The 21474-nt window shown below is 71.5% G+C and carries 22 protein-coding genes; 14 read left to right on the top strand and 8 right to left on the bottom strand.

Annotated elements, in window-relative coordinates:
- Nucleotides 1–168: 168 nt before the first annotated feature.
- Entirely contained in the window at nt 169–1071 is a 903-nt protein-coding gene (locus HD595_RS39455; RefSeq protein ID WP_253778387.1) for a LysR family transcriptional regulator, read from the bottom strand.
- A 187-nt stretch (nt 1072–1258) separates the two neighbouring features.
- On the opposite strand from HD595_RS39455, the gene HD595_RS39450 reads away from it, so the two are divergent.
- Nucleotides 1259–1552, top strand: a complete 294-nt coding sequence (locus tag HD595_RS39450) for a DUF1330 domain-containing protein (RefSeq protein ID WP_253778385.1) — start codon at nt 1259–1261, stop codon at nt 1550–1552.
- A gap of 322 nt (nt 1553–1874) precedes the next feature.
- Here HD595_RS39450 and HD595_RS39445 read toward each other — a convergent pair whose 3' ends face one another.
- Both HD595_RS39445 and HD595_RS39440 read right to left on the bottom strand, forming a co-directional pair.
- Nucleotides 1875–2162 (bottom strand): SDR family NAD(P)-dependent oxidoreductase, encoded by a 288-nt coding sequence (locus HD595_RS39445; protein ID WP_253778383.1) that lies wholly within the window; start codon nt 2160–2162, stop codon nt 1875–1877.
- A 115-nt stretch (nt 2163–2277) separates the two neighbouring features.
- Nucleotides 2278–2889, bottom strand: a complete 612-nt coding sequence (locus tag HD595_RS39440; RefSeq protein WP_253778381.1) for an NAD(P)-dependent oxidoreductase — start codon at nt 2887–2889, stop codon at nt 2278–2280.
- 135 nt (nt 2890–3024) lie between these two features.
- Between HD595_RS39440 and HD595_RS39435 the strand changes: the two genes are divergently transcribed.
- From HD595_RS39435 to HD595_RS39405, 7 genes are all read left to right on the top strand, one after another.
- Nucleotides 3025–3690, top strand: coding sequence for a TetR/AcrR family transcriptional regulator (locus HD595_RS39435; RefSeq protein ID WP_253778379.1), 666 nt, complete (start codon nt 3025–3027; stop codon nt 3688–3690).
- Nucleotides 3691–4059: 369 nt separating this feature from the next.
- Entirely contained in the window at nt 4060–4743 is a 684-nt protein-coding gene (locus HD595_RS39430) for a TMEM175 family protein (protein WP_253778377.1), read from the top strand.
- A 342-nt stretch (nt 4744–5085) separates the two neighbouring features.
- Nucleotides 5086–5778, top strand: coding sequence for an alanyl-tRNA editing protein (locus tag HD595_RS39425; RefSeq protein ID WP_253778375.1), 693 nt, complete (start codon nt 5086–5088; stop codon nt 5776–5778).
- Nucleotides 5775–6350 (top strand): helix-turn-helix domain-containing protein, encoded by a 576-nt coding sequence (locus tag HD595_RS39420; protein WP_253778374.1) that lies wholly within the window; start codon nt 5775–5777, stop codon nt 6348–6350. Before HD595_RS39425 ends, HD595_RS39420 begins: the two co-directional genes overlap by 4 nt.
- Nucleotides 6351–7572: 1222 nt before the next feature.
- Nucleotides 7573–8208 (top strand): hypothetical protein, encoded by a 636-nt coding sequence (locus HD595_RS39415; protein ID WP_253778373.1) that lies wholly within the window; start codon nt 7573–7575, stop codon nt 8206–8208.
- Complete coding sequence (locus HD595_RS39410) at nt 8151–8894, top strand: sensor histidine kinase (protein ID WP_253778371.1); 744 nt, start codon at nt 8151–8153, stop codon at nt 8892–8894. Before HD595_RS39415 ends, HD595_RS39410 begins: the two co-directional genes overlap by 58 nt.
- Nucleotides 8895–8943: 49 nt before the next feature.
- Nucleotides 8944–9096, top strand: coding sequence for a hypothetical protein (locus HD595_RS39405; protein ID WP_253778368.1), 153 nt, complete (start codon nt 8944–8946; stop codon nt 9094–9096).
- Nucleotides 9097–9147: 51 nt separating this feature from the next.
- Here HD595_RS39405 and HD595_RS39400 read toward each other — a convergent pair whose 3' ends face one another.
- Complete coding sequence (locus HD595_RS39400) at nt 9148–9723, bottom strand: TetR-like C-terminal domain-containing protein (protein ID WP_253778367.1); 576 nt, start codon at nt 9721–9723, stop codon at nt 9148–9150.
- A gap of 67 nt (nt 9724–9790) precedes the next feature.
- Here HD595_RS39400 and HD595_RS39395 point away from each other — a divergent pair, with 67 nt between their 5' ends.
- Entirely contained in the window at nt 9791–11113 is a 1323-nt protein-coding gene (locus HD595_RS39395) for an alpha/beta hydrolase (RefSeq protein WP_253778365.1), read from the top strand.
- A 362-nt stretch (nt 11114–11475) separates the two neighbouring features.
- Here the strand turns inward: HD595_RS39395 and HD595_RS39390 are convergent, their stop codons facing one another.
- Both HD595_RS39390 and HD595_RS39385 read right to left on the bottom strand, forming a co-directional pair.
- Nucleotides 11476–12456, bottom strand: coding sequence for an aldo/keto reductase (locus HD595_RS39390; RefSeq protein ID WP_253778363.1), 981 nt, complete (start codon nt 12454–12456; stop codon nt 11476–11478).
- A 7-nt stretch (nt 12457–12463) separates the two neighbouring features.
- Nucleotides 12464–13426 carry an alpha/beta hydrolase gene (locus HD595_RS39385; protein ID WP_253778361.1) on the bottom strand — a complete coding sequence of 321 codons (963 nt, stop codon included), beginning with the start codon at nt 13424–13426 and terminating at the stop codon, nt 12464–12466.
- A 114-nt stretch (nt 13427–13540) separates the two neighbouring features.
- Between HD595_RS39385 and HD595_RS39380 the strand changes: the two genes are divergently transcribed.
- Nucleotides 13541–14194 (top strand): TetR/AcrR family transcriptional regulator, encoded by a 654-nt coding sequence (locus HD595_RS39380; RefSeq protein WP_253778359.1) that lies wholly within the window; start codon nt 13541–13543, stop codon nt 14192–14194.
- Between the two features lie 170 nt (nt 14195–14364).
- Here the strand turns inward: HD595_RS39380 and HD595_RS39375 are convergent, their stop codons facing one another.
- Nucleotides 14365–15792 carry a coiled-coil domain-containing protein gene (locus tag HD595_RS39375; protein ID WP_253778357.1) on the bottom strand — a complete coding sequence of 476 codons (1428 nt, stop codon included), beginning with the start codon at nt 15790–15792 and terminating at the stop codon, nt 14365–14367.
- A gap of 350 nt (nt 15793–16142) precedes the next feature.
- Between HD595_RS39375 and HD595_RS39370 the strand changes: the two genes are divergently transcribed.
- The 4 genes from HD595_RS39370 to HD595_RS39355 all read left to right on the top strand — a co-directional run bounded on the left by HD595_RS39370 (nt 16143) and on the right by HD595_RS39355 (nt 19902).
- Entirely contained in the window at nt 16143–16967 is an 825-nt protein-coding gene (locus HD595_RS39370; RefSeq protein ID WP_253778355.1) for an SCO6745 family protein, read from the top strand.
- A 244-nt stretch (nt 16968–17211) separates the two neighbouring features.
- Nucleotides 17212–17826, top strand: a complete 615-nt coding sequence (locus HD595_RS39365) for a DUF1989 domain-containing protein (protein ID WP_253778353.1) — start codon at nt 17212–17214, stop codon at nt 17824–17826.
- 32 nt (nt 17827–17858) lie between these two features.
- Nucleotides 17859–18983: an oxidoreductase gene (locus HD595_RS39360; RefSeq protein WP_253778351.1), complete on the top strand. Its 1125-nt coding sequence runs from the start codon at nt 17859–17861 to the stop codon at nt 18981–18983.
- Between the two features lie 52 nt (nt 18984–19035).
- Complete coding sequence (locus HD595_RS39355; protein ID WP_253778349.1) at nt 19036–19902, top strand: polysaccharide deacetylase family protein; 867 nt, start codon at nt 19036–19038, stop codon at nt 19900–19902.
- A 6-nt stretch (nt 19903–19908) separates the two neighbouring features.
- Here HD595_RS39355 and HD595_RS39350 read toward each other — a convergent pair whose 3' ends face one another.
- Nucleotides 19909–21465 (bottom strand): PucR family transcriptional regulator, encoded by a 1557-nt coding sequence (locus tag HD595_RS39350; protein WP_253778347.1) that lies wholly within the window; start codon nt 21463–21465, stop codon nt 19909–19911.
- Between the last annotated feature and the right edge of the window lie 9 nt (nt 21466–21474).

Below are 21474 nucleotides of genomic sequence, written 5' to 3'. Positions count from 1 at the left end.
GTCGCAGCCATGCGCGTGGACCGGCTCATCAAGCGGCGGCGCCGACGCCATCCTGTCGGTTCGCCCCCTCGGCAAGACCGCCGTCGTCGTCATCACCGCGAAGTCATCCGCGCGCAAGGTCTTCGGCCTCGCCATCGCAGACGTCCGTCTCGCTTGGCCTCTCGCGCGTCAGTCCGGCAGCCAGTGCAGCTCGTGCGCCAGGGTTCTGGCGACGGCACGGATGCGGCGGTGCAGCGGCGACTGCTCGCGCGGGAGGACCAGGTGAAACGTCAAGCTGGGCGCGCCCCGCAGCGGTCGCCAGGTGAGACCGGCCGGTGATGCCGCGACCGCGGCTTCTCCGGCCGGGGCGAGGGTGACCCCGTCGCGCAGGTCGCGCTGAGACATGTCGAAGGAGACTGCGGGCGTGTGGAACCGGGGGCGTGGTCGGGTGTCTCGGAACAGCGCGGACAACTGATCGTGGATCACGGGGTTGGCCGCACGGTCCGGGAGTCGCAGCGGATACGCGGCCGCGTCGGCGATCTCGATCTCCGGGTGTTCGGCCAGCGGATGGTGCTGCGCCAGTTGGACCCCGATGCGCATACGCCGCAGCAGGAACCGGCGCACGCCACGGCCCGGCTGTTCACCGCGGGTGATCCCGGCATCGATGCGGCCGTCGGCGACCGCAGGGGAGATCTCCGGTGTCGCCATCGGGACCGCGCCGACCTCGAGTCCGCTGTTGCCAAGAATCAGCCTGTCCACCAGGGCCGGTGCCGTCTCGGCCCCGGCGCTGAGGCTGTATCCGATGCGCAGCGTGCCCAGTTCACCGGCCGCCGCGCTCCGGGCGGTGTCCCACGCCCGGTCCAGCGCCGCCAGCGCGGGTGGCGCGGACTCCGCCAAAGCCGCACCGGCTGTGGTCAATACGACGCTACGCGTGTTACGGACCAGCAGGGCCGTACCGAGTTCCGCCTCCAATCGGCGCATCCGGGCGCTGAGTGCGGGCTGTGCGATACCGATCCGTGCGGCCGCGCGGGTGAAGTTCAACTCCTGCGCCAGCACCAGGAAGTACCGCAGGCTCACCGTATCCGGCGCCACGCGCCCTCCTGCCGATTGATAACGATCCGTTCTGAGTCTATCCCGCACTGATCTTTCCCTCGACCGCACATCAAGCCCTAACCTGCGCATATGACCATTCAACTGACCGCAGTACCCGTCGCCGGGATCGATCGATCTGAGTGCCAAGGCGAAGTCGGACGTGTCCGGCCGAACGCAGGAGGTTTCCATGGCTAAGGGCTACTGGGTCAGTGTCTACCCCGCCATTACCGACCCTGAGGGGCTGACCGCGTACAACAAGCTGGCCCGTCCGGCTGTCCAGGCCGGGGGCGGGCGCGTCCTGTCCCGTGGCGGTCGAGTCGTCGCCCATGAGGCCGGAATCACGCAACGCGTCGTTCTGGTCGAGTTCGACAGCTTTGAACAGGCCGTCGCGGCATACGAGAGCGAGGCATACCAGAAGGCGCTGGTCGCCCTCCCCGACGGCTTCGAGCGCGACTTCCGCATCGTCGAAGGCATCGACTGACCCAGGTCCAGTCGGATCTCCACTGAAGATCCACCATCTTGGTCTTCGCCGCTGCGGCTGCTGGTGTGGCGGGGTTCGTGGGTGCTCGTGTCGCCCTTGCGCGGCGGGCGTTCGGCCACGACCTTGCTGTCCCGGGGCAGCCAGGCCAGCGGTACCGGGGGGCAGACAAAGTACGAGAGAAAGGGCCGGTCTCCCTCCCTCTCGGAGAAGTTGCTGATCAGTGGGTACGGCGACGCGGTGCCAGAAGAGCCAGACCGCGGCTGCGGCCGCCTCCTCCGATGTGGCCACCGGCCGAGCGGGGTGATCGCCGCCTGCATCGCGATCATGTCGGTGCCGGCCGCGACCCTTTCTTGGCGGCCACGTAGGCGGGGGCGGTCGGGATCGCGTACAGGCCGTCGTTGGAGGCGACGTCGACGATCGCGCCGCCGCCGCGGCTGCGGCTGCGGCTGCGCAGGGCGGGCAGCACCTGTGCCTCTCCGCCGTCCTTCCTCAGCATTTCGGTGGTCTCGGCCGCTGTGGCCTCGTCGATGTCGGTGACGGCGACGATGGCGCCCTGCCGAGCCGGCTCGATCGCCGCCGCGCGGCCGATGCCGCTGCCCGTGCCCGTCACGAGTCCGATTTTGTCGGCGAAGTCGCTCGTGGTGTCCTTTCGGCGCGGTTTCTCGCGCCGGGCGACAGCTGATTCGCCCGGGCGGTCTTGTTCCGAACGTCGTGTCAGCCGAGGGCTAGCTGAGGGGTACGGCGATTCCGCCGCCGTGCTTGTTCGTCTCCGCCTCGTCCAGCAGCAGGGAGGCCAGCGTGGCTCGGGAGATCCGGGGCGGGAGCAGGGGGCGCCGCAGTTCCGCCAAAGGCACGATGCGGCCGGTGGAACTGAGGGGGCCGTCGGTGACGTCCGGGGCGTGGAAGACCGTGGCGCCGGCGGCGAGCGCGATCTGGTCGGCCTCGGCCTTCTCGGCCAGTTCCGAGCCGACGAACATCCGCATCACCCCCGCGTAGATCAGCCCGCCCGACCGGCTTGACACGCCCGAGCCCAGCGCGCCGAGCCACACCGTGCGGACGCCGGACGCCGCGAGCACCCTGGCTCCGGCGACCAGTGCGCCCGGACCGTCGCCCTTGGCGATGCCGATGGCGGAGACGGTCACGTCGACGTCGGCCAGGTCGGGGAAGGTCCGCGGATCGGTGACATCCGCCTTGCGGACCTCGACCTGCCGCGGCGCGGGCACGACGAACGCGGCCGGCGTCCGGACCAGTCCCACGACGTCGTGCCCCCGCTCCAGCGCTTGACGCACGAGCGTGCCGCCGGTCCGCCCCGACGCTCCCAGTATGGCGATGCGCATGATGATCCATCCCTTGACTGAACAACTGTTGGTTAGTTAACTAAACAGCTGTTGGTTATTGCTGTCAAGGCGAGACCCGGCTGTACGGTGAACTCCTGCCGCTCAATCGTTCAGCCTGGTCAGAAGGGAGCGAAGGTGTCGCCGCAGGAGCAGTCCGCTCCCCGTCGCCGTAATCCGCGCGGGCAGGGACAGGTACTCAAGGCCCAACTCGTGGACGCCGCGGCAAAGCTGCTGTCCACCCTCGACCAGCCGGAGACGCTGACCCTGCGGCAGGTCGCACGCGAGGTCGGGGTGGCACCGGCCAGCATCTACAGCCACTTCCCCGACCTGAGCGCGCTGGTCCAGCACGTGCTGCGCCTGCGCTACGCGGAGTTGGCGCGCCTGATGGACCAAGCCGCGCAGTCCGCCCCGAACCCACTGGCCGACCTCGCCGCCCGGTGCGCCGCCTACGTACGCTGGGGAGTCGACCAGCCCGGCCACTACCGCACCCTTTTCGGCGGGCGCATGCCGGACGACCTGATCCCGGGGTCAGCGCACGGCGCCGGAGCCGAACCACTCGAGGCCGTCACGGCCTCCCTGGCAGCGGCCGCCGAGGGGGGGCGCAGGCCGTCCTCGGCGGAGCAGCAATGGCAGGCGGGCCTCCTCCTCTGGACCGGGCTGCACGGCCTGGTCAGCCTCTACAACGACCATGGAGACCTTCCTTGGCCGCCTCTGGACCACCTGATCGCCGATCTGCTCAGCCTGCACACAGCCCGCCCGGCGGCCGAGATCATGCCCCTCCTGCCTCCCGCAGGGGGATGACCCTGGTTTGTCGAGGCCGGCCGGCGGCCCACCTGCTGGGCGACGCGAAGACGAGGCCGCGCTGCGGCACGTGCGCGCGAACCGGGCTTGGTGTCACATCCGTGGACACCTCCGGTCTGACCAGGTGATCCAGCAACGTCCACGCTGCGATCAGCAGTTCCGGTTCCCACTCGTCGAACGATCCCCGGGTCGAGAACACTTGAAGGCGGCCGCGCTGGGACCCGACGGTATGCCGACTCGTGACGATCACGAACCGCGCCCATGACCTAACCCCAGGGCCACTTTGAGCTGGGGTTACGTTCGGGAGAAGACGACCGGTTCGGTTGCGAGGAGCCGGTTATCGTGGGTGGCGGCGGGTAGCCACCGGCCATGAGCAGGCCAAGCGACGACATCGGCACCCGGTCGGACACCAGCCGGGCCGTAGCGTTCAGCGACGCCGTCTTCGCCATCGTCATCACGCTGCTCGTGCTGGATCTCCGGGTGCCGGAAGTACCGCCCGGTCACCTGCTGTCGGGGCTGCTGGGGCAGTGGCCGAGTTACGCCGCCTATCTCGCCTCGTACACCTACGTGGCCGTCGTCTGGCTGAACCACAAGGGCGCGTTCAACCGCGTCAAGGAGAGTGATCGGGGCCTGCACTGGGTGAACCTCTTCGTCCTGTTCACCACCGCGCTGCTGCCGTTCCCGACCGCCGTCGTCTCGCACGCGCTTCAGGAGCACGACCAGCAGGACCAACGCGTGGCCGTCGCCTTCTACGCGCTGATCGGTGCACTGCTGTGCGCGAGCTGGCTGGCGTTCTTCCACTACCTGGCTCGGCGCGCAGACCTGCTCGCTGAAGAGGCGAGTGAGCGGCACTTCCCCGCCGAGCGGATACGGGCACTCGTCGGAGTCATCCTCTATGCCGCCGCAGGCCTCATCGGGTACCTGGTCGCACCGCTCGCCGGAATGGTGATCTTCGTCGTGCTGCCGGTGTTCTACGCCCTCACCAGCGCCGGTCTGCACCAGGTGCCTCTCGTCCACCGGATCGCGCATCGCCCCCCGACATCGGGGAGGTGACGGTCAGGCGACCGGCTCGAAGACGGCGCGGAAGCTGATCAACCCGCAGATATGCCACCACCATCATCGATGCCCTCACGCCACCCCGCAGACCGCCGACCCCAACACCCACCGCGCCCACGCCTCGGCCACCTCACCGACGCTGCCAACGACACCGCCGCCGAAGGCAGGACCGTCGGTCTGGACGACCTGGCCACCATCTTGCCTACATCACCCACACCGTGCGCAGGTTCGCAACTGGACCCTCCATCTGACGCCACCCGAGCGACGTGCTTCAGCGGCAGACAGCCCTCGTTCGCTATAATGAACGTATAGTTCATCAAGCTTCCTAGTGAGGGTGTCATGCAGATCCCCGCCTACCACGCGGACACGTACGAGGAGCAGGCCCATACCCAGGTGATCGCCCTAGGCGAGCGCGACGGCGCGCCGTGGGTGGCGGTCGAGCACTGTCTGTTCCATCCGCAGGGCGGAGGGCAGCCCGCCGACCGCGGGTGGGTGGACGGCCACGAGATCACCCCCGTGCGGGACCATGACTCCGCCCTGGTCGTGGCCGTGGCCTCCGGGGAGGCCACGCTGCCGGTCTTCTCGCTCGGGCAGCCGGTCGAGGTCCGCATCGACCTTCCGAGGCGTCTCGCGCATGCCGCACTGCATACGGCCGGTCATCTGATCGAGGCGGCCGGGCGGGCGCAGGGCTGGTTGCTGGCCGCGAACAACCACTTCCCCGGCCAGGCCCGGATCGAGTTCACCGCGCCGCAGTCCGACGCACGCCTGGTCACCCCGCAGGGCCGGGAGGAGGCCACCGAGGCGATACGGGCCGAGGCCGCCAAGGCCATCGCTCAGGACCTGCCCGTGACCTGGGACAACGACACCGAGGGGCGGCGTATCGTGCACCTGGCCGATCTGCACTCGGCTCCGTGCGGAGGAACCCACGTGCGCAGCCTCGGCGATCTCACCGACGTCGTGCTGGCGACGCTGAAGGTCAAGAAGGGCCGGATCCGTGTTTCCTACAGTGCCGCCCACCGGGAGCGGTCATGACTCCCGCGCCAGGCGAGCGCAGGCCCGCCAGCAGCACCGCGATCGCGGTCGGGGCGCAGATCCGCCAGCGCCGCGAGCAACGCGGCATGAGCAGTGCCGAACTGGCCCGCCGGGCGGGCCTGAGCAAGGCGACCCTGTCGCAGTTGGAGGCCGGGCGGGGCAACCCGACCATCGAGACCCTCGACGCCCTCGCGATCGCCCTGCGCATCCCGCTGACCGACCTGCTGGCCCGCGACATCGACCCGGGACCGGTGCACGTGCCCGGCACCGACCTGGCCGACGGCGAAGTGGGACGAGAGCTGCTGCGCCGGATCAGCAGCGGCAACAGTTTGGAGATCTGGCGGCTGCGGATGCCTCCCGGCACGCACCTGGACGGGGTTCCGCACGCCACCGGCACCATCGAGCACTTGCTCGTCTCCTCCGGCCGCCTCACCGCCGGACCCGCCGACGCCCCCGCCGATCTGCACCCCGGCGACCTGCTCGCCTTCGCCGGAGACGCCCCACACCTCTACCGCACCGGCCCTGAGCCGGCCGACGTCACCGTCGTCATCGCCTCCCCCATCATGAGCTGAAACACCTTCTGAAACATGAGCGCCACCGCGCCCGCCCCGCCCCAGCACATCTTGACCAGCGACAACTGGACGTCGGTGACCCGCACCAGCCCCAATGAACCGAATGTCCGTGATCGGACTCATCGCGGGAATGAGCACACCCCTGGGGATGGGAATCCTCTACCTCGCTCCTCGAAGCGTCCAGCTCGCCTCGGATAGCACGCGCTTGACACGTGCTCGCATGGCGAGAGGCGCAGACTGCGCATGAGGCTTATGGGATCTGCATAATGCGAGTTTCGGGCGGTTCTCGGAGGGGGGGTCGGCGTGGCCCGCGACTTCATGCCACCGCGGCGTTTCACGGCGCTGCTCCTCGTTACCGTCGGTCTGTGGTGCGCCTACAAGGCCCTGCAGCTGGTCTTCGCCCTGGCGCCGGGTGCTCCGGTCACCTCGCGGCCGCATCCCGGTGAGCTGGTGCTGGGATCGGTCGCGCTCGCCCTGGCAGGCGGTCTGCAGTTCGCGATCGTGCTGCGCCGCCTGCCCCGATGGGCATGCCTGTGCGCCGTCCTGGTCCAGGTCGTGATCGCCTACGGTCTCACCCTCGTGCTCGGTGCCCCGTGGGGTCCGTACGCCGCCCTGCCCACGGCCTCGGTGCTGCTGGTCTTCACCAGCCGAACGTCCTGGGTCCTTGCAGGATGCGTGGCGCTGGGTGAGGCCCTGGTCAAGGCGGTGCTCGGCCTGGCCAGGGAGGAGACGGGGTGGATGCTCCTCTCGACCAGCACCATGGGGCTCGCCTTCTTCGCTGTGGCACGGCTGGCGCAGCTGGCCCAGGACCTCCAGCGCACCCGCGCCGAGGCGGCCGAACTGGAAGTCGCCAGGGAACGGCTGCGGATCGCCCGCGGCCTGGGCGCCGCCCTGGGCGGCCGCCTCACCCAGGTCCTGGTCGCGCTGCGCCGGACCGCCACGGACCTGGACCCGGCCCGCCTCGCCGGCGCCATCCGCACCGCGCGTGCGGCGCTGAGCGAGGTCCGCTCGGTCGCCGACGACTACCGGGACCGGTCGCTGGCGGCGGAGATCGAGGCGGCGCGGACGGTCCTGCACGCGGCCGGAACCCGGGTCACGGTCCGCGCCGCCCCGGTCACGCTCCCGGCCGCGGCCGACGCGGCGCTGGCGGCCGTTCAGCGTCCTGCGGCGCGGCGCCCCCGAGCAGTGCCGGATCCACCTCGACGGGTCGGCGCGCCTGCGGGTGACCTTCGCCGGGACGCCGCCCGACGTGTCCGGTCACGAGTGGAGCGACGCACTGGCCCACGCGCTACGAGAGACGGCCGTGCAGATCGGCGACCTCGGCGGGCACCTGGAGGTCCACTCGGAGGTGGAGGCGTGGATCCCGGCCGGGAAGAGACGCGGCATGGCACGCTCACCCGGCCCGGTCGGCGCGGCGCCCTGGTTGGCCTTCGCCGTGCTGCTGCTGATCGAGACCGACCACCTCGCCTCGGCCGCCCTGAACTTGGCGCCGAGCCCGGAGACCGGTGCGGGATCCACAACACCCGCGCAGATCCTGGCCGCGGCCGTGCTCCTCCCGCCGATCTCCCTCCTCCAGCTCCGGCACGTCTACCCACGTCCGGGCGGGGCGCCGCCGCAGGCGTGGCAGGTGACCGTTCCCCTGCAGATCGTCCTGCTGCTTCTGGCATTGATCATCGTCGGCCCGGCCGTCCCGCCGTCATACGCCACGCTGGTCGGAGGCGTCATGCTGTACCAGCTGCGGCCGGCCCGGTCATGGGTCACCACGGTGCTCCTCATCATCGGCGCAGTCGAGATCACCTGGTGGCGGGCGCCGCTGAGCGGCCAGGTGAACGCCTTCATGCCACGACCGCGTTCCTGATCCCGGTCTACGCGCTGTGCGCGCTGCCCGTCATGCTGGCGCGCCTGGATGAGGCACGCCGCGAGCTGAGCCGGCTGGCGGTGGTGAAAGAGCGGCTGCGCATCGCCAGAGACGTGCACGATCTGCTCGGCTTCCAGCTGTCGGCACTCGTTCTGAAGGGCGAACTGGCCGCACGCGTGATGGCCACCGACTCCGACGCCAGCCGCGCGCAGCTCACCGAGCTGACCGGACTCGCCGAGCACGCCTTGGCGTCACTGCGGTCGATCACCCTGGAACGGGCCGACCTGCACCTGGAGGAGGAGGCGACCACGGCCCGCTCGATGCTCGCCGCCGCCGGGATCCAGGCCCGCGTCGACCTCGCCACGCCCGTCCCACGCGGCCTCGGCGGCGTCCTGGCAATCGTGCTGCGCGAAGCCGTCACCAACATCGTCCGGCACTCCCACGCCCGCCTCTGCACCATCGAGGCCACTCGCGACGGCGGCACCTACCGGCTGCGCATCACCAACGACGGCGTCCGCCCCACCAGCGACGAACGCACCGGCACCGGCCTGACGAATCTGCGCTCACGAGCCGAGGAAGCCGGCGGCCGCCTCCTCGTCCACGACGGCCATGACCGGTTCACCCTCACCGCCGAATTCCCCCAGGCGCAGGCCGCCGACCTGGCCGACGCCCCCACCGCCGCCTGACCGTTCACCTTGCACAGCCCGGTTGGGCTCGTGACGTTGAGGCTGCAGCGTGAGCCTCGATCGCGGCGATCTGGCCCTCGTAGGCGCTGGTCAGCGCGGCCACCTGCCGCTCGGCGCCGGTACGCGCCCGCTGGGCGGCCTGTTCGGCCTGCTGTGCGTGGCGCTCGGCGGTCTGGATGCTAGACCGATCAGGCCGGGATGAGGTGCCGAGATGGTGCTGGTGATGCACGGACGGCAAGGGCACGCGACGAAGTCAGGCCGCCCAGCCGCGCAGCGCGGCGGGGATCGCCGAGCGGAGCGTGGTCTCGGCCGTGGTGGTGTCGAGGGCCCCGGCCAGTTCAAGAGTCACCAGACCGTGCAGGGTCACCCAGAGGGAGAGCGCGATGGAGGTCGCGTCACCCGAGAGCGCGGAGGCCGACCGAGCGCGATCTATCGCCTCGATGAGCGGCCTGACGGGATCTGCGGTGCCCACTTCGCCGGACGGGTCGAAGCTCTGCACGCCGCCGAACAACACCGTGTAGAGGTGGCGGTGCTCACGTCCCCATCGCCGGTACGCGACTGCAAGCGCATAGAGGTCGGCGAGGGGGTCGTCGGAGGTCGGCGCCGCCGACAGTTCCTGGGACAGCCCGGCGACCGCCCTGTTGCGTACTTCGGCGATCAGCCCGTCCTTGCCGCCGAACAGCGAGTAGACCGCGGCGGTCGCGGTCCCGGCGGCGGCGGCCAGGGCGCGGATGGTGATCGACTCTCGTGGGTGCGTGGCGAACATCTCGGTCGCGGACTCGATGAGGCGGTCCTTCACGGAGTCGTCGTTGATTCTCGGCCTTCCCACGACGACCAGCCTAGCCGAGCTGGTAGCGTTTCCAAACGTCGTTTTGAAACAGCGTTTGGAAACTTATATGTCTCTCCCCGTTCCCCTCCGCCTCCTCGGCCGTCTGATCCTGGCCCTGCTCGCCGTCGCGGGGCTGGCCGGGCTGTTCCTCGCCCTAGTCGTTCTGACGGACGGCGCGCGCTTCGGGCTCGCCGCCTGGCTGACCGCCCTGGCAGTCGGCATCGTCGCCGCACTGTGGCGAGGCCGGGGCCGTACCTGGCCGGGCCGGCTGTGGCCCTTCGTCCCGGTGGTCGCCGCCACCGCGCTCACGGCGTCGGTCTGCGTCCCCACCGTTCCCACGACCCGGCAGTACCCGCCTGACCTGCCCTTCATCGCGACGGAGCACTGGAGCTTGAGCACGGGAAGCCGGGTCGCGGTCTACCACTATCCCGCCGCCGCCCCCCGCCGTCCTACGCCGCTCGTCTACCTCCACGGCGGACCCGTCCGCTCCATCTCCGTGCTCGATCACCGCTTCCTGCGGCTCCTGGCCGGACAGGGCTACGACGTGTACGCCTACGAGCACCCCGGCGGCGGGCGGAGCGACCTGCTGCCCATGGAGCAGTACACGATCTCCAGGTCCGTACGCGACCTCGCCGCCTTCATCGACCGCCTGGGCAAGGGCCGGGCCGACGTCCTCGGATTCTCCGCGGGCGCGATCGTGCTCACCCGGGCTCTGGCCACCCCGGCCACCGCGGCCCGTGTGCACCGGGCGATCATCGCCGAGCCCGGCCCCATGGACGGCCCCACCGCACTGATCACCGGGCGACAGGGGCGGCCGTCCGCGCGCGGCCTCGCACTGGCCCCGGCCGGAGCGCGGGCGACGCGCGTCCCCCGGTACGCCGTCGCGCTCGGCCTCATCCAACTCGGGCTCCTGCCGCCTGACACCGGACTGATCACGCAGGCCGAAGGCGTCAACGCCTTCAAGGCCGCCGATCTCGGCAGCGACACCGCCTCCGCCTACTGCGCGCGGGACGCCGGCCGCATCCCCACTGAGGACACCGCGGAGAACTTCTCCTTCAACGCCGCCGCGAGCCTACGCATCCAGCAGACGATCAGGGACTCGCCCTCCATCGCCCCCGAGCTGAGCCGCTCCCGGACCCCCGCGATGCTGATGATCGCCGAATGCTCCTCACAGACACGCCAATGGCAGACCGCAATCCTCGCCGCCGACCCCGCCATCGAGCGAACCCAATACATGCCCGGGGTCGGACACCGCCTGTGGAACGGCCTCGACGACAACAGCGAGCGTGCCGCCGCCGTCATCACGGCGTTCCTCCAGGACGAGCCGTCGCCCCTGCCGAACTACCCGACCCGCGCCGGTATCTCCGCCTTCCTCCACCAGTACAGGTGAGGCGCGCAGCGGGTCGGCCTGGTGTCAACAACAGCGACGGCTGAACGACCTCGCGCGCACCGGAGAGGTGGACATCTTCTGCGCGCACGACCCGGCAGAACTCGACCGCGCCCAGGCCACGGACACTCTCCGACCTGCCGCGGAAACTCCCGGCGAGCCCGTCACCCCACCCTCCACGGAGTGACCCACGGCGCCCCGGCCGGAGCCGCAGCGATCAGGCTGTCCGCGACAGCCACCGTTGCCCTGGAGGCCGCCGCCGACAGCGACCAGGTCGTCGGCCTGCCCCATGCCCGGCGCGACAGCCGTCCAGCCCCGAACATCACCCACCTGAGGCACCGCAGCTCACCAGGGCGCTTCTTTCTTCACCGGTCGATCAGGGCGATGCCGTGGTCACCGTATCGGGACCCCTGCGCCCCGGTGTCGGGGACGGCGGCGTCGATGGCGCCGAGGTCGGTCGCGGTCAGGTGCAGGTCGAGGGCGGCCAGGTTGTCGCGCAGGTGGGGGCGGCGTGAGCTGCCCGGGATGGGGATGACGTCGCTGCCGCGGGTGAGCAGCCAGGCGAGGGCGATCTGGGCCGGGGTCGCGCCCTTGGCGGCGGCGATGTGGGTGATGGCGTCGACGACGGCCAGGTTGGCCTTGAGGTCGTCGCCGGTGTAGCGGGGAGCGGTGGCGCGGAAGTCGCCGGGCTCGTAGCGCGTGGTGGTGCGGACGGCCCCGGTGAGCAGGCCGCGGCCGAGCGGGCTGTAGGCGACCAGGGTGGCGCCGAGATCGCGGATCGTGGGCAGGATGTCGTCCTCGACATGGCGTTCCCACAGCGAGTACTCGGTCTGGACGGCGCTGACCGGGTGGACGGCGTGGGCGCGGCGCAGGGTGGCGGCCGAGACTTCGGACAAGCCGATGTGGCCCACCTTGCCCTGGGCGACCAGGTCGGCCAGGGCGCCGACGGACTCCTCGACGGGGACGGCGGGGTCGACGCGGGCGAGGTAGTACAGGTCGAGGTGATCCGTGCGCAGCCGGCGCAGCGAGGCTTCGCAGGCACGCCGCAGGTCGTCGGGTGAGCCGGCGGGGACCAGCCCTTCGGCGGTGCGGCGGACCCCTGTCTTGGTGGCCAGCACGACGCGGTCGCGGTGCGGTGCGAGGGTCCGGCCGAGGAGTTCCTCGTTCGCTCCGTCGCCGTAGAAATCACCGGTGTCGAACATGGTGACGCCCGAGTCGAGGGCCTCCAGCAGCGTGGCCGCGGCCTCCTGCGGGTCGGCGGGGCCGTAGATGCCGGTCATGCTCATGCAGCCGAGGCCGAGTCGGGAGACCGCCGGGCCGTCGGGTCCGAAGGTGGGGCGCATCATTCCTCCGTCACTTCGCCAGGGCCGCGCCGAGGAACGCGATGATCTCCGCCTGGGCGGCCTCCGCCTGGGGTTCCACGCCGGGCAGGGTGAGGAACGCGTGCCTCGCGCCCGGGTACTCGGAAAGCCGGACGGGCGTCCCCGCCTCGCGCAGCCGCTCGGCGTAGCGGCGGCCGTGATCGGCGACCGCGTCCTGGGTGGGCACCACCACGAGCGCCGGGGCGAGCCCGCTCAGGTCGTCCGCGTACAGCGGCGAGAACGCGCGGGAGTCGGTTCCCGGCGGGACGGCGAGCCGCCGCAGGAGCCGCAGCAGCGGCATGGCGCGGGTCGGGCTGTACGCGTACTCGGCGACGGAGGGGTATCCGTCCATCGTGTCGGTCACGTCGACCACGGGGTTGACCAGCACCTGCGCCCTGAGCTCCAGGCCGGCGTCGCGCGCCCGGACGGCCGTCAGGGCGCTGATCAGCCCGCCGAAGCTCTCGCCGAACACGGCGATGCGCGCCGGGTCGACGCCCCACTGCTCCACGTGCCGCAGCACATGCTGGAGCGCGTCCCAGCCGTCGTCGGCGGCGTTCGCGAGCGGGCTGTCCGGGGCGACGAGGCGGTGTTCGACCGAGACGACGAGTGCGGGCAGCCGGGCGGCGAGGCGGCTGCTGGTCCAGTCGCACTGCGCCGCCGTGCCCACGAAACCGCCTCCATGGACATGGACCACGAGCGGCAGGTCGGTCTGGGCGGCGGCTTCGTCCCCATCGGCCGGGGCCGGCCGGTAGACCCGGACCGGCAGGTCGCGGCCCGGCAACGCGACTTCCCGCCACTCGATCGCGGCCCCGGGGTCCGGCTCCCCGAGGATCGCCCGCGCCGCGCCGGACGCCCGCCAGCCGTTCTCCGCCTCGCGGTAGACGATCAGTTCCTCGTCGGTGATCGCCTCGAAGTCGGGCTCCGGCGGCCGGGCCGCGACAGTCACCTGGCTCATGTCTCCTTCTCCCCTTGTGGGCTCGCTCATGCCCTCATTATGCACGCACCGCGTGCATCTGTAAGTGCACAGGCAAATGCATGGGCTAGGCTGAGCCCGGACGAGAGGGGCGAGATGACCGGCCGAAGGCGATGGTCGACCGACGAGATCCTGGACACGGCAGCGGGCCTGCTGCGCGAGAGCGACGCCGAGTCGTTCAGCGTGCGCAAACTCGCCGCGGCGCTCGGGACCGACTCCTCCAGCCTCTACCGGCACTTCCGCAACAAGACCGAACTGCTGCGCGCGGTCGCCGACCGGATCCTGCTGGCCGCCATGGACGGCTACCGTCCCGAGGGCGACTGGAAGCAGCGCGTCACCGCCCTGGCCCTGCGCCTGCGCCAGGCCTTCGGCGAGCAACCCCCACTCGCCGCGGTGTGGGGACGTTATGGGTCCGGCGGCGCCGGCTCCCGTCTGATCATGGAGGAGCTGCTGCAGGCCCTGCGCGCGTCCGGCCTGCCCGACGAGGAGATCCCGGCGCGATACCACCGCATCATGGTGCTCTTCGCCGCGCTGATCGCCGCCGAGGCCGGGATCAGCACCCTCACTCCTGAGGAGTACGAACAGGGCATGGAGCAGTTCCGCGTCGCGGTGCTCGGCGCCGACCCCGAGCGCTTCCCCGCCCTGGCCCACTTCGCCCGCGACATCCGCCCCCTCGGAGCGGACCGCCGAGCCGCCTTCGAGGAGATCCTCGCCGCCCACCTCGCCCACATCGAGGCCCGAACACCCTGACGTGGCGGATCGCGGAAACCTTCGAGTTGGTGCCGCTGATCAACGACAGCTCCGAGAACGGGACCTGTTGCCTGGCCCAGGTCGGGCGACGGCCCGGCGCCCTCAACCGCCCCGGCCGCTGCGCAACTCCGGCACCCTTGACCGCCCGGCCGCTGCGCAACTCCGGAGCCTCAACCGTTCCGGCCGCTGCGCAGTTCCGCCGCCACAGCGCGTTCCCGAAGCTCCGCCGCCTCGGCCCGGACCGCCTCCAACTGCGCCCGTACGTCGTCCAGCCGCGCCCGTTCCAGCCGGAGCTCCACCCGCAGCTCGTCACGCTCGCCCGACAAGGCCTCGGCCCGCTCGCGTTCGGCGGCCACGGCCTCGGCCCGGCGTGCCGCCTCCCGCTCGGCCAGCTCGGCGGCCTCCCGACGGGCCGTTTCCAGGGTCTCGGCCAGGGCGGCGAGCTCGCGCTCCATCCGTTCGCGGTCACGCCCGGCCTCCGCCACCTCGGCCGCGGCCGCCTCACGCGCCTGCGTCACCTCGGCGGCAGCGCTCTGACGCACCTGCTCGATCTCCGCCGCGGCGTCCTGCCGTACCTGCGTGATCTCGGCCGCGGCGCTCTCCCGCGCCTGTGAGAGGAGGGCGGCGGCGTTGTCCCGCGCCTGCTCGGCCTCGTTGAGAGCCGCGGCCCGCTCGTTGAGGGCCACGGCGCGGTCGCGTTCCGCCTGCGCGGCGGCACGCTCGGCGCTCTCCGCCCGCGCGACCGCCCGGTCCCGCTCCTGCTCCGCCGCCTCCGCCCGGGCCCGGGCCGCCGCCACCTCCCGCTCGGCCTCCTGCCGCGCGTGTACCGCCGCGGCCACCTCCTCCAGCGCCCGGTCGCGCTCCGACCTCGCCAGCTCGGCGTCCTCACCAGCCTGTACGGCCTGCTCCTGAGCCTCCCGCGTACGGGCCTCGGCCGTCTCCACCCGCTCGGCCAGCTCCTGCACCGCCTGGTCGCGGGCCCGTTCGGCCAGCTCGACCCTGGCCGCCGCCTCCTTCGCCCGCCGTTCGGCCTGCTCGGCGCGGCGCGCGGACTTCTCGGCCTCCTGCAACGCCTGCCGTTCGGTGCTGGCCGCCTCGCGCAGCGCCGCGAGGGCCTGCTCGCGCGCCCGCTCGCCGTCGCCGAGGGCGGTGTCGCGCTCGGTCTCGGCCTCCTCGACCCGCAGCCGCATCTGCGCCGCTTCCCTGCGGGCGTGCTCGGCCGCCTCGCGGGCCAGCCGTACCTGCTCGAACGCCTGCTCCCGCTCGGCACGCGCCACCGCCACGCGCGTGTGCGCCTCGGCCTGCACGGCGCTCAGCTTCGCCTCGACGCCGGCGGGGCTCAGCTCCTGGGCGAGCGCGTGCGCGAGCGGCTCGATGGCGGCGGCGAGGCCGCTCTCCATCCGCTCGTACAGCTGCTCGGCCCTGGCCAGCGCCCCCTCCAGCCCCGGGGTGGCGCGACGCAGCTCCCTTTCCCGTTTGGCGGCGGCCTGGCAGTCGCCTTCGGGACAGTACGCCTTCGGACGGCCTCTCCCCTGCCGCTGCTCGATCGGCGCTCCACAGTGCTTGCACGGCGTCACCACGCCTGTCTCTGCGGTCACAGCAGCACCGTACCATTATTGATTTTTCAGAAAATCAAAATCAGAAAATCGGATCCGTTGTGTCGCGCCAGGCCGCCAGTAACTTGCGGGAATGTAGAATTCCCGCAAGTAATCGTCTCGCGACAGTACGTCGTCGATGACGCGCGCGGAGGCCGTGCTCAGGGTTGGGCATGCACGGGCTCGCTACATTGGGCTCATCGCACGAACCCGAGTGGAGGGCCGAGTTCGTGTGACACCTCGGCGCTGTCCGGCAGAATCGACCGGAGTTGTCGGATCCGGGTCGCGTCGTTCGTAGCCAGGGTGAGAGGCCGCCCATCGGGGCGCGGTCACGACCACAGGAGATCCGAACGATGCCGCACCCACAGGCCAAGGTCCACCGCATGTTCGAGCTCGTCGAGCCGATCGCCACCGTCACCTTCTCCGAGGTGCCGAACGAGGCGTTCCTGGCCCTGGGCATGCGCGACTACTGGGACGGATACTTCGCCGGCCGGGCCGCGCCGCTGGGGCAGGCACCCGCCGAGGTGGTGCACGCGGTCTTCTACAACTTCGCCGACGGGGAGGTGGCACGCCACATCCCGTGGGTGTGGGGGAAGGTCACCCCGCAGGAGGCGATCGCCGTACGCGAGCGGAGCAGCGCCGCCGCCCTGCGGAAAAGGCTCGGGGAGCTCGCCGACTCCCCCGGTCTGGTACGGGTCGCCGGCCTCGCCACCCGAGCGGCGGTCAGCGCGCCGACCGAGGGCCGAGCGCTGTACGCCGGGCTCCGGGCGCTCGACGTACCCGAGGAGCCGGTGGCCAGGCTCTGGCACGCGGCGACGCTGCTGCGCGAGCACCGCGGAGACGGCCACAACGCCGCCCTCGTCGCCCACGGCATCGGCGGCACCGAGTCCCACGTCCTCATGGCTCTCTCCCTCGGGATGAGGGCGGAGGACTTCGGCCGGATCCACCATCTGCCCAAGGCACAGCTGGCCGCCGTCGTCGACGGGCTGCGCGGGCGCGGCCTCGTGGACGCCGCGGGCGGGTTCACCCGCTCCGGCCGGGAGACCAAGCAGCGGATCGAGGCCCTCACCGACGAGCTGGCAGCCCCGGCCTACGACGTGCTCGGCGCGGACGAGCTCGATGAGCTGATCGCGGGGCTCGAGCCGATCGCCGCCGCGGCACAGGAGGTCGACGACTGAGCGGACGCATAAGAGCCCGATGGGTCGCGATAGCGGCATGACGACCCCGTAGCGGACGGACCAGGCCGCCTCACCCTGCGGCTCGACGGGCGGCAGACGGGTTTCCTCGCACGGGTGGCCGCATCGCCTGGCCTGCCGCGCGCGTGAGGACCATCGCATTGGTTGTGCGTTCGGTGAGCCCTAGGCTTGAACACTGGATGAATCTCCATGGTTCTGCGAGGCGGTCGGATGATTGCCTTGCGGCATGGATTCCGTAACAGCCGTGGGGCGCACGGTCGTCCCAGCACGGGAGGCGCGTGCGGTGCGCCTGGCCGCCGGGCAGCGCGTGAGCGTTGTCGATCTCGAAGGTGGCCAGGTCGGCGACGTGTTCGCCTTCGCCGCCGAGGACGTGACGGAGCACCTCAGCGCCGCCCACACGCGCGCCACGACCAGCCGGTTGTTCCCCGCGCAGGGCGAGCCGTTCGTCACCGACCGGCGGCGGCCGATACTCACGCTCGTCTCCGACACCTCGCCAGGCTGGCACGACATGTTGATCGCCGCCTGTGACCCGGCCCGGTACGCCGGACTGGGCGTGACGGGCTCGCACCCTTCGTGCGCGGACAACCTGCGTCGCGCGCTCGCCGCGATGGGGCTGTCCGTGGCCTTCACCCCCCAGCCCGTCAACGTGTTCATGCGGATTCCTGTCGGCGAGAACGCGCAGCTCAGCTGGCTGCCCGCCGTCAGCCGACCGGGGGACGCCATCACCTTCGAGGCAGCCATGGACTGCGTGTTCGTGGTCTCCTCCTGCCCCCAGGATCTCGTCGGCATCAACGGCAGCGAGCCCACGTCGCTGGCGATCGACGTCAGCGCCCAGAACTGACCAGACTCTCCACGCCGAGGAGGCGAACCATCATGAGCGCATCACATCCCGCCCTGCTGTCGACCCGGATCGGCGACATCGATCTGGCCAACCGGCTCGCGGTCGCCCCGATGACCAGGGTCTCCGCCGCACCGGACGGCACGCCCACCGCCGAGATGGCCGACTACTACGCGCGTTTCGCCGACGGCGGGTTCGGTCTGCTGATCACGGAGGGCACGTACACCGACGCCGTCTACAGCCAGGGATATCTCAACCAGCCGGGAATCGTCACGGAGCAGCACGTGGCCGCCTGGCGCGAGATCACCGGCCGGGTGCACCAGGCCGGTGTCCCCATCGTCCTCCAGCTCATGCACGCCGGCGCGCTGTCGCAGGGCAACCCCTATCGGAGTGAGACCGCCGGTCCCTCGGCCGTGCCGCCGGTCGGGGAGAAGATGCCCGAGTACGGCGGGCACGGACGGTGGCCGACGCCCAAGCCGATGACGGCGGACGACATCGAGGTCGCGGTGCGCGGCTTCGCCGCCTCGGCGGCCCGCGCCCGCGCCGCGGGCTTCGACGGCGTCGAGATCCACGCCGCCAACGGCTACCTGCTGGACCAGTTCCTGACGGACTACACCAACCGGCGCGACGACTCCTACGGCGGCCCCGTCGCGAACCGGGTGCGTCTGACGGCCGAGGTGGTGTCGGCCATCAAGGCGGAGGTCGGTGATGACTTCTGCGTCGGCGTGCGGCTCTCGCAGACCAAGGTCAACGACTTCGTCTACCGCTGGCCGGGGGGTGCGCACGACGCCCGGATCATCTTCTCCGCCCTCGCCGCCGCGGGCGCGAGCTACCTGCACATCGCCAGCGAGGGACGGGACTGGATCGAGACCGCCAGGCTGGAGGGCGGCGTCACGATCACCGGTCTGGCGCGCCAGGTGACCGGCCTGCCGGTCATCGCCAACGGCGGCATGCACGACGTGGCTCAAGCGGCGCAGGTGCTCTCGGACGGACACGCCGACGTGGTGTCCATCGCGCGCGGCGCGCTGGCCAACCCCGACCTGCCCCACCGCCTCGCCGAGAGCCGGCCGCTGGAGCGGTTCGACCATATGATGCTGCAGCCCATGGCCACCCTGGGCAACGCCCGGCTGTGGCAGCAGGCGGCCAGGGCCGCGGTGTGACGCGGCCGGACGCCAGACGGTGACGTTCCGGTACTGAAGGCAGGTGTGCCACGTGAGTGACAGCTGGTACGGCACGGCCGCGGCCGTCGCGACCCTCACCTTCGACGTGGATGCGGAGACGCCGATCCTCGCCCAGGGGCGCGGCTACGCTCGCCATGCGACGACCATGTCGCACCAGGCGTACGGCCCGGACGTGGGGCTGCCGCGCATCCTCGCGATGCTCGACGAGCTCGGCGTCCCCGCCACGTTCTTCGTGCCCGGCTGGGTGGCCGAACAGCGGCCGGGCCTGGCGCGGTCGATCGTCGACCGCGGGCACGAGGTGGCACACCACTCCTACAGCCACCGCCCGCCCACGTCGATGACGCCCGAGGAGGAGCGGGCGGACTTCGAACGCGGCCTCGCGGTGTTCGACGCCCAGGGCATCGAGATCGCCGGTCACCGGGCCGCGCTGTGGGAGGCGTCCTGGCAGACGGCCGCGCTGGTGGCGGAGCACGGCCTGCTCTACGACTCCTCGCTGATGGGCGACGACCGGCCGTACCGGGTGGGGACGGCGTCGGGCGACGTCGTGGAGCTGCCCGTTCACTGGTCGCTGGACGACTGGGAGCAGTACGCCTTCCTGCCGGCGCCGCACGTCGGCGCGGTCATCGAGTCGCCGGCGAAGGTGCTGGAGCTGTGGCGCGCCGAGCTCGACGGGATGCGTCACTACCGGTGCCTGTTCAACCTGTGCGTCCATCCCTTCCTGTCCGGCCGGCCCGGCCGCGCCATGGCACTGCGCCGCTTCATCGAGTACGCCCTGGAGTGCGGCGACGTGCGCTTCGCCCGCTGCAGGGACGTGGCGCGGGCCGCGGCGGCCGACCGGAGCCTGCTCGCGCGCAGACCGCAGCCGCCGGCCGTCGATCCCGCGGTCTACCCCGAGTGAGGCCCTTCACCCCATGGCGTCGATGGTCAGGGCGAGGAACAGATCCACCCGGCCCTCCGTACGCGCCACATCCCTGCCCGTCAGGTCGGTGATCTTGGTGAGCCGGTTGCGCAGCGTGTTGACGTGGACGTGCAGGGCCGCCGCCGTCGCCGCCCATTGCCCGTCGTGATCCAGGAAGGTGCGCAGCGTCCGTTCCAGGTCGCTGCCGCGCCTGGCGTCGTGCTCCCTGAGGGGAGCCAGCAGGTCGCCGGAGAATCCGCGCAGCGTGGCGGGGTCCACCAGGCCGAGCAGCAGCCGGTGCGTGCCCAGTTCGACGAAGCTGCGCACCGGCGGGCCGCCACGCGAGCGGCGCAGCACTCGGCACGCCTCCCGCGCGTGCACCAACGGCTGCCTGAGCTCCGCCGAATGCGGGGCGATGCCGCCGAGCCCGGCGACGGACCGCGAGCCGGGGAACCGCTTGTCCACGGACTGGACCAGGCTCTCGGCGAGCCTGGCCAGGTCGTGCTCCGGCTGGCGCCAGGTGAGCACTCCCACGACGTCCTGGGTGCCGCCCGCCACCACGGACGGCACTCCCTCTCGCGCGAAGAACTCGCCCACCACTTCGGCGAGGCCGTGCGCCGTGGGCCCCTTCTCGTCGGCGAAGGCCACCGCGCAGACCGCGAGCGGCCCGGTGGGGTCCACGCCGAACGTGCGCAGCCGTTCGGCCACCTCCGCGGCGCGCTGCGCGCCGGACAGCACCATCTCCAGCAGCTCGCTGGCGAAGCGCAGCTCGATGGCCTGCACGGCCTGCTGCTTGGCCACTTCCAGGCTGAGGAACTTGGCGGCCTGCTCCAGCGCCTCCCGCTCGATGGGGGTGAGAGCGGAGAGCGGGCGCAGGCAGATGAGCGCCGCGTCGACGTCACCCACCGCGCCGACCGGGTACAGGGCCGCGAGGCCGTCGCGGAGCCGCAGCTCCAGCGCCGGCGGCCGCCTGGCCAGCCCAGCGGCCACGATGAGCGACTGCTCGTCGTCCAGTTCGGCCCCGGCGGCGGCGAGCAGTCTGCCCATCCGGTCGACCACCGCCAGCGGAAGGTCGTGGTCGCGGGTGAGGACGCGGAGCACGCCGGAGGCGCCGGCTCCGCGCGAGATCGCCGTGGCCAGGGCGTCGCCTCGGCGCACCATGCCCACCAGGGCCTGCTGGCGCTGCTCGGTGTACAGCCCGGAGACCGCGTGGGAGATGGCGGTGAACGGCACCTCCATGGAGATCTCCAGCAGCGGCAGCCCGGCCTGCTCACACGCCTTCACCAGTTCGTCCGGGGTGCGCGGCATCTCGGCCCGCAGCCCGAACACGATGCCGCCGGCTCTGGCCCCCCGGACGTTGGCCACGAACTGGGCCGGTGTCACCTCTGCCGTCCACAGGCCGTTGGTCAGCACCAGCTCCCGTTCCCTGACGTAGCGGGAGGGGTCGGGCAGCTCGGTGTTGTGGACCCAGTCCAGGGGTTCGTCCATCGCGCCCGGCGGGCCGGGCACCAGCACGCGCAGTCCGAGTGAGGCGTTCTCTGCGAGAGAACTCAGCGTGAACACACTGTGAAG

The sequence above is a fragment of the Nonomuraea roseoviolacea subsp. carminata genome (genome assembly GCF_024172185.1).
Lineage (GTDB): Bacteria > Actinomycetota > Actinomycetes > Streptosporangiales > Streptosporangiaceae > Nonomuraea > Nonomuraea roseoviolacea.
This window is presented reverse-complemented; position numbering and strand designations above follow the sequence as displayed.